Here is a 13,163-nt window from a genome sequence, read left to right on the forward strand (position 1 = left end):
GGAAGTTTTTATGAGCAACAAAACCATCATGATCGTCGACGACTCCATCTCCATTCGCCAGGTGGTGGCCATGACCCTCAAGGGCGCTGGCTACGACGTCATCGAGGGCTGCGACGGCCGCGATGCCCTCGCCAAGCTGGATGGTCGCAAGATTCACCTGATCATCAGCGACGTGAACATGCCCAACATGGATGGCATCACCTTCGTCGCGGCGGCCAAGAAGCTGCCGGCCTACAAATTCACTCCCGTGATCATGCTCACCACCGAATCCGATGCGGCCAAGAAGGCCGCCGGTCAGGCCGCGGGTGCCAAAGCCTGGATGGTGAAACCCTTCCAGCCGGCCCAGATGCTGGCTGCCGTTTCCAAGCTGATCATGCCCTGATAGCCCCTGGAGGCTAGCCATGAACGACGTCGTTCGCACCCGGTTGCCCTTCGCAGGGCCGCTGACCATCTACACCGCAGCGGACAGCAAGCCGCTGCTGATGGAACCCCTGAGCGCCGGTGTCACCGTAGCGCTGGAGCTGGCCGAGGTCGATGAATTCGACTCGGCTGGATTGCAGCTGTTGCTGTTGGCCCACCGGGAGGCACGACGTCTGGGTGGCGGCCTGGAGCTGGTCGATCCCAGCCCGGCAGTGACTGAGTTGCTGGAGTTGGCGGGACTGGCGAACTTCTTCCTGTCCACCCCCAATAGTGAGGAAGTCGCCGTATGAACATGGATGAGATCCTCAAGACGTTCATCGCCGAGAGCGAGGAGCTGTTGCAGCAGATGGAGGCCGCGCTGCTGCAGATCGAGCAGGCGCCGGAAGACTCCGAGCTGATCAACGCCATCTTCCGCGCCGCCCATACCATCAAGGGTTCGGCCGGACTGTTCGGTCTGGACCATATCGTGGCCTTCACCCACGTCGCCGAAAGCGTGCTCGATCGCATCCGTAGCGGTGAGCTGGCGTTCGACGAAACCCTTTCGGCGCTGTTTCTGGAGGTCTGCGATCACCTCAATGGCTTGATCGCTCAGGTGGCTTCCGGTAGCGCTCCCGATGCCGATTTCCAGGCAAACGGTGCCGCGCTGGTGCAGCGCCTGGAGCTTTATCTGCAGCCCCAAGCCAAGAAGGCGGCCGACGTGCTGGCCGCACCTGGCGCTACCAAGCTGCGCCTGGACGGCGTGGAAGCCAGCCATTGGCACCTGTCGCTGCGTTTCGGCCCCGACATGCTGCGCAACGGTATGGACCCGCTGGCCTTCGTGCGTTACTTGGGCAGCTTTGGGCGTATCGTCAAGATCGTCACCCTGACCGACGCCATTCCCGCGGTCGACGAGATGGATCCGGAAACCTGCTACCTGGGTTTCGAAGTGGCCTTCGACAGCGACGCCGACAAGGAAACCATCGAATCCGCCTTCGAGTTCGTCCGTGAAGACAGCCAGATCCGCATCCTGCCGCCGCACAGCCGCAGCAGCGATTACTGCCAACTGATCGAAGCGCTGCCCGAAGAAGACCTGCGTCTGGGCGAGATCCTGGTGCGTTGCGGTACCCTGACCGCCACCGAGCTGGAAGAGGTCCTGCGGCGCCAGTCCGATCCGGCACTGCCACGGCAGCCCATCGGCGAAGTGCTGGTGGAAGCGAATCTAGTGAATCCGCCGGTGGTGGATGCGGCGTTGAACAAGCAACGCCAGGTCAAGGAGCAGCGCGGCGCGCCAGCGGGTGACGGCCAACTGATCCGCATCGACGCGACCAAGCTCGACCAACTCATCGACCTGATCGGTGAACTCATCATCGCCGGTGCTGGCACCCAACTGATCGCCCAGCAGAGTGGCCTGGCCGCGCTGGTGGAGTCCACCGGCGTGCTCTCGCGCCTGGTGGAGGAGGTGCGCGATACCGCCCTGACCCTGCGCATGGTGCAGATCGGTACCACCTTCAACCGCTTCCAGCGGGTGGTGCGCGACGTGTCCAAGGAAATCGGCAAGGACATCGCCCTGCGCATCAGCGGCGGCGAGACCGAGCTGGACAAGACCGTGGTGGAAAAGATCGGCGATCCCTTGACCCATCTGATCCGCAACGCCATGGATCACGGCATCGAATCGGCGGAGTTGCGCCTCGCCCGTGGCAAGCCGGCGCAGGGCACCGTGAGCCTGAATGCCTATCACGAGTCCAGCAGCATCGTCATCCAGGTCACCGACGACGGCGGCGGCCTCTCCCGCGAGCGCATCCTGCGCAAGGCGACCGAGCGTGGCCTGATCGCCGAGGGCCAGGTGCTTCCGGACAAGGAGGTGTTCAACCTCATCTTCGAACCCGGCTTCTCCACCGCCGAGCAGATCAGCAACCTCTCCGGTCGCGGCGTCGGCATGGACGTGGTGAAGCGGAACATCACCGCCCTGCGCGGCAGCGTCGACCTCACCAGCGAGGAGGGCCGCGGTACCACGGTGACCATCCGCCTGCCGCTGACCCTGGCGATCATCGACGGCTTCCTCATCGGGGTCGGCAAGGCGACCTACGTCGTCCCGCTGGACACGGTGGAGGAGTGCATCGAACTCAGCGAATCGGCGAGCGCCGAGGTACGCGGCAACGATTACCTGGATCTGCGTGGCGAGGTACTGCCCGTGCTGCGGCTGCGCCAGCTGTTCGCCATCGAAGAGGCGCCGCCGCGGCGCCAGAACGTGGTGGTGGTGAGCTACGCGGGGCGGCGTGCCGGCCTGGTGGTCGACCAGCTGTTCGGCGAGTTCCAGACCGTGATCAAGCCGCTCGGTCCGCTGTTCGGCCATAACCGCAGCCTGGGTGGCTTCACCATCCTCGGCAGTGGCGCCGTGGCCTTGATCCTGAGCGTTGGAGGCCTGATCAGCGAGGCATCCCTGACCACACTGCCGGCGTCCGCGCCTGCCGTTGCCTGACCTCTTTCTGGAAGCCGATCGCTATGACCGTCACCAAACGCATGTCCCTGCTGGTTCTCTCCGCAATCCTGGGGATCCTTCTGCTCTCCGGCCTGGCCTACTACCAGCTCGGGGAGGTGTACAACCGGGCCAACTACGGCAACGACAATACCGTGCCGTCGATCCTCGGCATCGATGCCATCGATGCCCATTCGGCCGACATCATCACCGACCTCTATCGGCATCTGGCGGCGACCGGCGAGGTCGCTACCGCCGCCGTCGAGAAGGAACTGGCCGAGGACCAGCAGCTCACCGCGGAAGCGCTCAAGGCCTATGAACCCTTGATCTCCGATGACACCGACCGGCGCATGCTGGCGGACGATACCCAGGCCATCGCGGCGCTGAACCAACTCGCGGCCAAGGTGCTGCCCCTGTCGCGGGCGAGCCGGGACGAGGAGGTCAAGCAGCTCCTGGAAGAGAATCGCAACGTCATCGTCCATGTCGGCGACGTGCTCGATGCCCACCGGGCCTATAACCAGAAGCTCGGTGCCACCGAGGCTAATGTCGCTGCCCAGACCAGCCATCAGGCGACCGTGATGTCCATCGGCATTTCGCTGGCTACCCTGTTGGCGATCGGTCTGCTGGGCCTCTTCATCACCCGCAATCTACTACGCCAGCTTGGCGGAGAACCGGCGGCGGTCGCGACCGTGGCCAATCGGGTAGCAGCAGGCGATCTGCCCGACGACCTGCGCCTGCGCGAAGGGGACGACGCAAGCCTGATGGCCGCCATGCAGCGCATGGTACTGACCCTGCGCGGCCTGGTGGCGGACATGACCTCCATGGCGGCCGAGCATGATCGCGGCGAGACCGATGCCCGCATCCCGGCGGAGCGCTTCCAGGGCACCTTCCGCAACATGGCCGAAGGGGTCAATGGCATGGTGGCTGGCCACCTGGAGGATTCGCGCAAGGCCATGGCCTGCGTGAAGAGCTTCGGCGAAGGCGATCTGGATGCCACGCTGGAACGCTTCCCCGGCAAGAAGGCGGTGATCAACGACAACCTCGAACAGGTACGCGGCAACATCCAGACGCTGGTGGCCGAAATGAACCTCGTGTCGCAAGCCCATGATCGCGGCGAAACCGACGTGCGTATTCCGGCGGAACGCTTCCAGGGTACCTTCCGCAGCATGGCCGAGGGTGTCAACGCCATGGTGGCCGGTCACCTGGAGGATTCGCGCAAGGCCATGGCCTGTGTGAAAAGCTTCGGCGAGGGTGATCTGTCCGTCGCCCTGGAACGCTTCCCCGGCCAGAAGGCGGTGATCAACGACAACCTCGAGCAGGTGCGCGGCAACATCCAGCGCCTGGTCGAAGACGCCAACCAACTGAGCCAAGCTGCCATGGTCGGGCGCCTGGACGCCCGTGCCGATGCCTCCGCTCACCAGGGCGACTTCCGCCGCATCGTCGCCGGCATCAACGGCACCCTGGATGCCATCGTGGCGCCGCTGAGCGAAGCCATGGGCGTGATGGGCGGGCTGTCGCAAGGCGACCTGAGCCGCACCGTGCAGGGCGACTACCAGGGCCAACTGCTGGAGCTGAAGAACTCCATCAACGGTACCGTCGGCAAGCTGAACCAGATCATCGGTGATGTCCGCCTCTCGGCCGATGCTCTGGCCAGCGCTTCGGAGGAAATCTCCGCCACCGCCCAGAGCATGAGCCAGGCGAGCACCGAGCAGGCCGCTTCGGTGGAGGAAACCAGCGCCAGCGTCGAGCAGATGTCCGCTTCCATCGCCCAGAACACCGAGAACGCCAAGGTCACCGACGGCATGGCCGGCAAGGCTGCCCGTGAGGCGCATGAGGGCGGTCAGGCCGTGGGCGAGACCCTGGTGGCGATGAAGACCATCGCCGACAAGATCGGCATCGTCGACGACATCGCCTACCAGACCAACCTGCTGGCGCTCAACGCCGCCATCGAAGCCGCCCGTGCCGGTGAGCATGGCAAGGGCTTCGCCGTGGTCGCCGCTGAAGTGCGCAAGCTGGCCGAGCGCAGCCAGGTCGCGGCCCAGGAGATCGGCACCGTGGCCAAAGGCAGTGTGGCGCTGGCCGAGCGCGCCGGGACGCTGCTGGACCAGATCGTACCCTCCATCGGCAAGACCTCGGAGCTGGTCCAGGAAATCGCGGCGGCCAGCGAAGAGCAGAGCAGCGGGGCGGGCCAGATCAACGGCGCCATGATGCAACTGAGCCAGATCACCCAGCAGAACGCCTCGGCGTCCGAGGAACTGGCGGCCACTGCCGAGGAAATGAGCGGCCAGGCCGAGCAACTGCAGCGCCTGATGGGCTTCTTCCATACCGGGGAGGGCAGGGTGGTGAAGGACCTGGAGCGAGCACTGGAGGCCTCACGGCCCAAGGCGTCCCGCCTACCGGGCAAGCCGTTGCGTAGCGCCACTCATTCGAATGTCCCCGAAGGCTTCACCTCCTTCGACTCCTGATCCTTTATCCCGGCCGCCACCGAACGGCCTCTTCGAGAATGCCGATATGACTGTCGTAAAAAAAATGCTGTTGCTGGTGCTTTCCGCGTTACTGGGCATCCTGCTGCTGGCGGGCGTGGGCCAGTACGAAATAGACCAGGTCTTCGAGGCGGCCAACTACGGTAACGACAATACCGTGCCCAGCCTGAAGGCACTCGGTGAGATCAACGACAGCCGTTCCGATTACGTGGCCTCGCTCTATCGCCACGTGCTGTCGACCGATGCCCAGGGCATGACGGAGGTCGAGCAGGACCTGGCCGCGGCCAAACAGCGTGCCGATCAGAGTCTGAGCAAGTACGAAGGCCTGTTATCGGATAATCGCGACCGCGAACTGCTGGCCGCCGATCGCGCCGGCATCAGCGCGCTGTTCGCCCTGGGCGATCAGGTGGTGTCGCTGTCGCGCCAGAATCGCAATGAAGAGGCCCAGGCCTTGCTGCGCAACAAGGCCGATGTGCTCAATGCGGTCAACAAGGCACTGGATGAGCACGTTGCCTACAACCAGAGCCTGGCCCAGCAGGGTGTCCAGGTCGCCTTGAAGACCAAGGTCCAGGCCACCTGGTTGGCGATGAGCATCGCCCTGGCCACCCTCTTGGCCGTCGGTCTGCTGGGGTTCTTCATCACCCGCAACCTGCTGCGTCAGCTGGGCGGTGAACCCGCCGCGGTCGCCACCCTGGCCGGCCGCGTGGCCGCTGGCGACCTGCCCGACGACATCAAGCTGCGCGCCGACGACAAGACCAGCCTGATGGCGGCCATGCAGAACATGGTCACCACCCTGCGTGGCCTGATCAGCGAAATGAGCAGCATGTCCGCGGCCCATGACCGCGGCGAAACCGCGGTACGCATCCCGGCTGAGCGGTTCCAGGGTGCCTATCGCAACATGGCGGAAGGGGTCAATGGCATGGTTGCCGGGCACCTCAGCGATTCCAGCAAGGCCATGGCCTGCGTCAAGAGCTTCGGCGAGGGTGATCTGTCCGTCGCCCTGGAGCGTTTCCCCGGCCAGAAGGCAGTGATCAACGACAACCTCGAGCAGGTACGTGGCAACATCCAGCGCCTGGTCGAGGATGCCAACCAACTGAGCCAGGCCGCCATGGTCGGGCGCCTGGATGCCCGTGCCGATGCCTCCGCTCACCAGGGCGACTTCCGCCGCATCGTCGCCGGCATCAACGGCACCCTGGATGCCATCGTGGCGCCGCTGAGCGAAGCCATGGGCGTGATGGGCGGGCTGTCGCAAGGCGACCTGAGCCGCACCGTGCAGGGCGACTACCAGGGCCAACTGCTGGAGCTGAAGAACTCCATCAACGGTACCGTCGGCAAGCTGAACGAAATCATCGGGGAGGTACGGGTGTCGGCCGATGCCCTGGCCAGCGCCTCGGAGGAAATCTCCGCCACCGCCCAGAGCATGAGTCAGGCCAGCACCGAGCAGGCGGCTTCCGTCGAGGAAACCAGCGCCAGTATCGAAGAGATGTCGGCCTCCATCGCGCAGAACACCGAGAATGCCAAGGTCACCGATGGCATGGCCGGCAAGGCGGCGCGTGAAGCGGATGAAGGCGGTCAGGCCGTGGGTGAGACCCTAGTGGCGATGAAGACCATCGCCGACAAGATCGGCATCGTCGATGACATCGCCTACCAGACCAACCTGCTGGCGCTCAACGCCGCCATCGAAGCCGCCCGTGCCGGTGAGCACGGCAAAGGCTTCGCCGTGGTCGCCGCCGAGGTGCGCAAGCTGGCCGAGCGCAGCCAGGTAGCGGCCCAGGAGATCGGCACCGTGGCCAAGAGCAGCGTCGCCCTGGCCGAGCGTGCGGGTTCGCTGCTGGACGAGATGGTGCCCTCCATCGCCAAAACCTCCGATCTGGTGCAGGAGATCGCGTCCGCCTCGGAAGAGCAGAGCTCCGGTGTCGAGCAGATCAACGGCGCCATGATGCAACTGAGCCAGATCACCCAGCAGAACGCCTCGGCGTCCGAGGAACTGGCGGCCACTGCCGAGGAAATGAGCGGCCAGGCCGAGCAACTGCAGCGCCTGATGGGCTTCTTCCACACCGGCGAAGCGCGCGTCGTCCAGCATCTCGAGCGCGCCATCGAGCAGGCCCGTCCCGCTCGTGCGGAGCCTGCTGTGGCAGCACGACGGCCCAAGACCGCTGTTGGTGCCACGCCGGACGGCTACGTGCGCTTTTCGGAGTGACGAGGAGTGGCGGCTCGGCTGCTGAATGCAGGCGAGCTCTAGCCTCTGACCTCAAAGATGAAGGGTGAAACCCTGGTGGTGGATACCTACGCCGAGCGCGAGTTCATCGTGCTCGGCCAGTTGACCCGGGGCCCGCGTATGCCTGCCTGCATGCGCGGGGTGATCGAACTGAGCGGCGCCGTGGTGCCCGTCATCGATCTGTAGATGCGCTTCGGTGGTCCGCCGATTCCCCGGCGGGCTGCGTACCCACGTCGTCTTTCACGAGGTGGGCGACGCTGCGGATACCCAGGAAGTGGGTGTCGTGGTGATGCAGTAAATGAGGTGCTGGCAGTAAGGCCCGCTCCGGTTTTACCGGCGCGGGCTTTCGGCAGTCGTATGCCGCCTGGGTTCGTCGCCCGCAGGGTCGAGTCGATCGAGGGTTCCATAACACAGCTCTAGGTGGCGCGCGTGATGGAAGCCGGCGAATTCTCCTGCTCGGCGGATACCCGCAATTAAGAAATGCCAAGCCTCTACGCCTGGCACCAAACTACAACTCCGGAGATATGCATGGTTAGGTCTTTCAACAATTTCACTGCCGTTCGCATGCTCTTCATCGGCCTGGCCGTGGGCGTACTGCTCTTGCTGGGAATCTCCTGCTACCAACTCAGTATCCTGGGCAGTGGCGCCTTGGCGGCCGAAGGCGAGATAGGCGCGATCGGTGCCTTGGTGCTGGTCATGATAGCGGTGGGCGGCGTGCTGACCCTGCGCGGCATGCGCGCCACCCAGGACCAGAGTCTCGCCGATCAGGACAAGATCAGGGCTTGCCTGCACGCCTTCAGCCAGGGGGACTTCCAGCATCCGCTGGCGCCCTTGCCGGGCAGCATGGCGGCATTGGGCGATACGGTCGAGCGGCTGCGGACCACGGTCCTGACGCTGTCCAAAGAGCTGCAGCGGATGTCCCGCGAACACGATGCCGGCGACATCGATGTCACTATCGATGCCGAGCGCTTCGAGGGGCTCTTTCGCGAGCAGGCTACGGGCATCAATGCCCTGGTGGCGAGCCATATCGCAGTCAAGAAGAAGGTCATGGTTTGCGTCAAGGCCATCGGCGAGGGCGATCTGTCTGCACCCCTGGAGCGTTTCCCCGGCAAGAAGGCTTTCATCAATGACAACGTCGAACTCTTGCGCGGCAACATCCAGGCGCTGATCGACGAGATGCAACGCATGTCCCGCGAGCACGACGCCGGGGATATCGATGTCGTCATCGACGCGGCGCGCTTCCAAGGCTCTTACCAGGAGATCGCCCATGGCATCAATGCCATGGTGGCCGGCCATATCGCGGTCAAGAAAAAGGCCATGGCCTGTATCGAGGCCTTTGGCGCGGGCGACCTGTCCGCGCCGCTGGAGCGCTTCCCCGGCAAGAAAGCCTTCATCAATGACAACATCGAACGGCTGCGCAGCAACATCCAGGGGCTGATGAGCGAAATGCAGCACATGTCCCACGAACACGACGCCGGGGACATCGACGTCTTCATCGATGCGGCGCGCTTCCAAGGCTCCTACCAAGAGATCGCCCATGGCATCAACGCCATGGTAGCCGGCCATATCGCGGTCAAGAAAAAGGCCATGGCCTGCATCAAGGCGTTCGGCGAGGGTGACCTGTCCGCGCCGCTGGAGCGCTTCCCCGGCAAGAAAGCCTTCATCAACGACAACGTCGAGCAGGTGCGCGGCAACATCCAGCGACTGATCGACGATGCTCAGCAGTTGAGCGAGGCCGCCATTGCCGGTCGCCTGGATACGCGCGCCGATGCCAATGCCCATCAAGGCGACTTCCGCCGCATCGTCGCCGGCATCAATGGCACCCTGGACGCCATCGTGGCACCGCTGAGCGAAGCCATGGACGTCATGGCGGGTCTATCCCGGGGCGATCTCAGTCTCAAGGTGACGGGCGACTATCACGGCCAGTTGCTGGAGCTGAAAACCTCCATCAATGACACGGTCGACAAGCTGAGCCAGATCATCGGTGACGTACGGGAAGCGGCTGATGCCCTGGCCAGTGCCGCCGAAGAAGTCTCGGCCACCTCCCAGAGCATGAGCCAGGCGAGCACCGAGCAGGCGGCGTCCGTCGACGAGACCAGTGCCAGCATCGAGCAGATGTCGGCTTCCATCGCCCAGAACACCGAGAACGCCAAGATCACCGACGGCATGGCCGGCAAGGCCGCCCGCGAAGCGGACGAGGGCGGTCAGGCCGTGGGCGAGACCCTGGTGGCGATGAAGACCATCGCCGACAAGATCAGCATCGTCGACGACATCGCCTACCAGACCAACCTGCTGGCGCTCAACGCCGCCATCGAAGCCGCCCGTGCCGGCGAGCACGGCAAGGGCTTCGCCGTGGTGGCCGCCGAAGTGCGCAAGCTAGCCGAGCGCAGCCAGGTCGCGGCCCAGGAAATCGGCTCCGTGGCCAAGACCAGCGTGGCCTTGGCCGAGCGAGCCGGGTCATTGCTCGACGAAATAGTACCGTCCATCACTAAAACCTCCGATCTAGTGCAGGAAATCGCCGCTGCGTCCGAAGAACAGAGTAGTGGGGTCAACCAGATCAATAGCGCCATGACGCAACTCAACCAGATCACTCAGCAGAATGCCTCTGCCTCCGAGCAACTCGCGGCCACCGCGGAGGAAATGAGCGGCCAGGCCGAGCAGCTGCAGCGGCTGATGGGCTTCTTCAACAACGCCGAAGCTCGGGCCGTTCAGCATCTGGATCGCGCTTTCGAGCAGGTTAGACCCGCCACGGGGCGTGCGCCGCAGTCGTTTGCGCGGACCGGCCAGCTGAGCGTAGGCAATTTTCCGGACGGTTACGTCCGTTTCCCGGAGTGAGCAATTTATGACCGCCCTGACCCTTACCGACGCCTTCCAGGAATCCATCGGCCACCAGCACCTGACCTTCATTGTGGACGGTGAGACCTATGCGGTGGATACCCTGGCCGTCCGCGAAATCATCGAATTCGGCCAGTTGACCCAGGTGCCGCTGATGCCGGCCTGTATCCGTGGGGTGATCAATCTGCGTGGCGCCGTGGTGCCCGTGATCGACTTGGAGGCGCGCTTCGGCGGGACGCCGACCCGGGTCGGTCCGCGGACCTGCATCGTCATCCTCGAAGTGTTCGATGCCGAAGACACCCAGGTGCTGGGCGTCGTGGTGGATGCGGTGAGCGAGGTGCTGGAGATCGAGCCGGCGCAGATCCGTCCGGCGCCGGCCTTCGGCAGTCGCCTGGCACCGCATTTCATTGCCGGCATGGTCAAGTTTGACGAGGGATTCATCGTGGTACTGGATGTCGCCCGGGTACTGGACGTTAGTGAATTGGCGAGTCTGGCCCAGGCGACCGCCTAGCGCTTTAGCAATACGCAATGTCAGCGGCGTTTCCACAAGGCGACGTCATCAAAAAGAAGTAGTACTCGCGCCGGAGGCGTACCAGACATGCTCAATAATCTTCGAGTCTCGACCAAACTGGCGATCGGTTTCGGCATCGCCATTGTGATGCTCATGCTGACCATCGGCGTCGCCATCCTGAACATGGAAAAGATGAAGGAGGCCGCCGACGGCATGTCACAGCGTGACTTCCCGATGACGGTCCAGACCAATACGCTGGCCCGCAATACCCTCGATTCCGGTCGCCTGATGCGCAACCTGTTGCTGCTGGAGAACGCTGATGCGCTGGCCAAAACCCGCGACGCCATCGCGCGGGTTCGCACCGAGAACAGCGACATTTTGGCCGATCTGGGCAAGAAGGTGCGCAGCGACGAAGGCAAGCGTAAGCTCAACGCCGTACTGGAAAGCCGTCAGCGACTGCAGGACAAGTACACCGAATTCTTTCGTCTCGTGGATGTGGATCGCAATCAGGCACGTGACTACCTGCTCAACGTCTTCGCCCCGAACAACAACGAGTTGGTAGACGCTGCCAATGCGTTCAACGAGCATCAGGCGCAGCGCGTGGTCGAGTCGGGTGAGAGCGCAACCGCAGCCTATTTCGACGCTCGCAACCTAATGATCATCATCGGCGCAGCTGCACTGTTGATTTCCATCCTGCTGGGCTATCTCATTACCCGCAGCCTGATCCGGCAACTGGGCGGCGAGCCGGCCTATGCCGCCGAGGTGGTGCAGCGCGTCGCCAAAGGCGACCTGACCGTCGAGGTGGTGACCCGCGAGGGCGATACCACTAGCATGCTAGCGTCGGTACGCATCATGACCACGACCCTGGCCCAGATCATCAGTGATGTCCGCAGCTCGGCCGACGGCCTGGCCAGTGCCTCCGAAGAGGTATCGGCCACCGCCCAGAGCATGAGCCAGGCGAGCACCGAGCAGGCGGCTTCCGTCGAAGAGACCAGCGCCAGCATCGAAGAGATGTCGGCCTCCATCGCCCAGAACACCGAGAACGCCAAGGTCACCGACGGCATGGCCGGCAAGGCCGCCCGCGAAGCGGTGGAAGGCGGTCAAGCGGTGCGCGAGACCCTGGTGGCCATGAAGACCATCGCCGACAAGATCGGCATCGTCGACGACATCGCCTACCAGACCAACCTACTGGCGCTCAACGCCGCCATCGAAGCCGCCCGTGCCGGTGAGCACGGCAAGGGTTTCGCCGTAGTGGCCGCCGAGGTGCGCAAGCTGGCCGAACGCAGTCAGGTGGCGGCCCAGGAGATCGGCACCGTGGCCAAGAGCAGTGTCGCCCTGGCCGAGCGCGCCGGGACGTTGCTGGACGAAATGGTGCCCTCCATCAACAAGACGTCGGATCTGGTCCAGGAGATCACCGCCGCCTCCGAAGAGCAGACCGCCGGCGTCGAGCAGATCAACAGCGCCATGATGCAGCTGAGCCAGATCACCCAGCAGAATGCCTCGGCCTCCGAAGAGCTGGCCGCCACCTCCGAAGAGATGAGCGGCCAGGCCGAACAGCTGCAGCAACTGATGGAGTACTTCACCGTGAACGGCAGTGAGGGGGCCACCCAGGGCATTCCTCGCGCGACCGCCAGGAAGTCGGCTTCGGCTCTGGTCGAACGCGCCTCATCGCTGGTAGGGGCCACCTCGCATCGCAGATCGCGGACTAATAACGTACCGGAAGGGTTCGCCCGCTTCGAGGAGCAGGTGTGATGGGTAATGCAGAGCTGTCCCGGCAGTTCCTGACCTTCCAACTGGCGGGCGACCTCTACGGCGTGAACACCGGCTGCGTCCGCGAGATCATCGAATATGGTGCGGTCACGGCGGTACCCATGCTGCCGCCGATGCTGCTCGGCGTCATCAACCTGCGCGGCGCCGCCGTGCCGGTGATGGATCTCGGCATGAGATTTCGCAACCAACTGACCGAGACCTCCCGCCGCAGCTGCATCGTGGTGCTGGAGACCCAGGTCGGCGAGGGTGCCCAGGTCTTCGGCGTGGTGGTCGACGCCGTGTGCGAAGTCCTGGAGATCGCCGCCGAGGCCATCGAGCCGGCGCCGCGGTTTGGCGCCTCGGTTCGCACCGACTTCATCCTGGGCATGGCCAAGCAGGGCCAGGGTTTCGTCATCCTGCTCGATATGGATCGCGTCTTGGGCGAGGACGACCTCGCCCAGCTCGCCGACCTGTCGGCCGCCTGAGTGGGGA

The 13,163-nt window shown here is 64.2% G+C and carries 8 protein-coding genes and 4 pseudogenes; all 12 read left to right on the forward strand.

Features of this window, described 5'->3' with window-relative positions; genetic code table 11:
- Positions 1 to 10: 10 nt before the first annotated feature.
- Positions 11 to 382, forward strand: a complete 372-nt coding sequence (locus tag FAZ11_RS07450) for a response regulator (protein WP_058760926.1) — start codon at positions 11 to 13, stop codon at positions 380 to 382.
- A 19-nt stretch (positions 383 to 401) separates the two neighbouring features.
- Positions 402 to 710 carry an STAS domain-containing protein gene (locus tag FAZ11_RS07455; protein ID WP_058760925.1) on the forward strand — a complete coding sequence of 103 codons (309 nt, stop codon included), beginning with the start codon at positions 402 to 404 and terminating at the stop codon, positions 708 to 710.
- Positions 707 to 2,878, forward strand: a complete 2,172-nt coding sequence (locus FAZ11_RS07460) for a chemotaxis protein CheA (RefSeq protein ID WP_137279491.1) — start codon at positions 707 to 709, stop codon at positions 2,876 to 2,878. Before FAZ11_RS07455 ends, FAZ11_RS07460 begins: the two co-directional genes overlap by 4 nt.
- 23 nt (positions 2,879 to 2,901) lie before the next feature.
- Positions 2,902 to 4,425 (forward strand): annotated as a pseudogene (locus tag FAZ11_RS25370) (MCP four helix bundle domain-containing protein); the annotation flags it as partial.
- A gap of 54 nt (positions 4,426 to 4,479) precedes the next feature.
- Positions 4,480 to 5,340: pseudogene (locus FAZ11_RS25375) on the forward strand (methyl-accepting chemotaxis protein); the annotation flags it as partial.
- A 46-nt stretch (positions 5,341 to 5,386) separates the two neighbouring features.
- The gene (locus FAZ11_RS07470; RefSeq protein ID WP_137279490.1) at positions 5,387 to 7,558 is read left to right on the forward strand and encodes a HAMP domain-containing methyl-accepting chemotaxis protein; all 2,172 of its coding nucleotides are present in this window, start codon (positions 5,387 to 5,389) and stop codon (positions 7,556 to 7,558) included.
- 57 nt (positions 7,559 to 7,615) lie between these two features.
- A complete protein-coding gene (locus tag FAZ11_RS07475) occupies positions 7,616 to 7,762 on the forward strand; it encodes a chemotaxis protein CheW (protein ID WP_137279489.1) in 147 nt (48 codons plus the stop codon).
- A gap of 546 nt (positions 7,763 to 8,308) precedes the next feature.
- Positions 8,309 to 8,812 (forward strand): annotated as a pseudogene (locus FAZ11_RS25380) (methyl-accepting chemotaxis protein); the annotation flags it as partial.
- Positions 8,813 to 8,917: 105 nt separating this feature from the next.
- Positions 8,918 to 10,411, forward strand: a pseudogene (locus FAZ11_RS25385) (methyl-accepting chemotaxis protein); the annotation flags it as partial.
- Positions 10,412 to 10,418: 7 nt separating this feature from the next.
- Positions 10,419 to 10,922 (forward strand): chemotaxis protein CheW, encoded by a 504-nt coding sequence (locus FAZ11_RS07485; RefSeq protein WP_058769167.1) that lies wholly within the window; start codon positions 10,419 to 10,421, stop codon positions 10,920 to 10,922.
- A gap of 87 nt (positions 10,923 to 11,009) precedes the next feature.
- Positions 11,010 to 12,674, forward strand: coding sequence for a methyl-accepting chemotaxis protein (locus FAZ11_RS07490; protein WP_137279487.1), 1,665 nt, complete (start codon positions 11,010 to 11,012; stop codon positions 12,672 to 12,674).
- Positions 12,674 to 13,156 carry a chemotaxis protein CheW gene (locus FAZ11_RS07495; RefSeq protein ID WP_058769169.1) on the forward strand — a complete coding sequence of 161 codons (483 nt, stop codon included), beginning with the start codon at positions 12,674 to 12,676 and terminating at the stop codon, positions 13,154 to 13,156. The genes FAZ11_RS07490 and FAZ11_RS07495 overlap by 1 nt, the downstream gene beginning before the upstream one ends.
- Positions 13,157 to 13,163 lie beyond the last annotated feature (7 nt).

The organism is Pseudomonas rhizoryzae (assembly GCF_005250615.1).
Lineage (GTDB): Bacteria > Pseudomonadota > Gammaproteobacteria > Pseudomonadales > Pseudomonadaceae > Chryseomonas > Chryseomonas rhizoryzae.

What these genes read in the sequence shown, in the direction of transcription:
- FAZ11_RS07470 (WP_137279490.1), top strand. Translation starts at nt 5,387, where the DNA reads ATGACTGTCGTAAAAAAAATGCTGTTGCTGGTGCTTTCCGCGTTACTG.
- FAZ11_RS07450 (WP_058760926.1), top strand. Translation starts at nt 11, where the DNA reads ATGAGCAACAAAACCATCATGATCGTCGACGACTCCATCTCCATTCGC.
- FAZ11_RS07455 (WP_058760925.1), top strand. Translation starts at nt 402, where the DNA reads ATGAACGACGTCGTTCGCACCCGGTTGCCCTTCGCAGGGCCGCTGACC.
- FAZ11_RS07495 (WP_058769169.1), top strand. Translation starts at nt 12,674, where the DNA reads ATGGGTAATGCAGAGCTGTCCCGGCAGTTCCTGACCTTCCAACTGGCG.
- FAZ11_RS07485 (WP_058769167.1), top strand. Translation starts at nt 10,419, where the DNA reads ATGACCGCCCTGACCCTTACCGACGCCTTCCAGGAATCCATCGGCCAC.
- FAZ11_RS07460 (WP_137279491.1), top strand. Translation starts at nt 707, where the DNA reads ATGAACATGGATGAGATCCTCAAGACGTTCATCGCCGAGAGCGAGGAG.
- FAZ11_RS07490 (WP_137279487.1), top strand. Translation starts at nt 11,010, where the DNA reads ATGCTCAATAATCTTCGAGTCTCGACCAAACTGGCGATCGGTTTCGGC.
- FAZ11_RS07475 (WP_137279489.1), top strand. Translation starts at nt 7,616, where the DNA reads ATGAAGGGTGAAACCCTGGTGGTGGATACCTACGCCGAGCGCGAGTTC.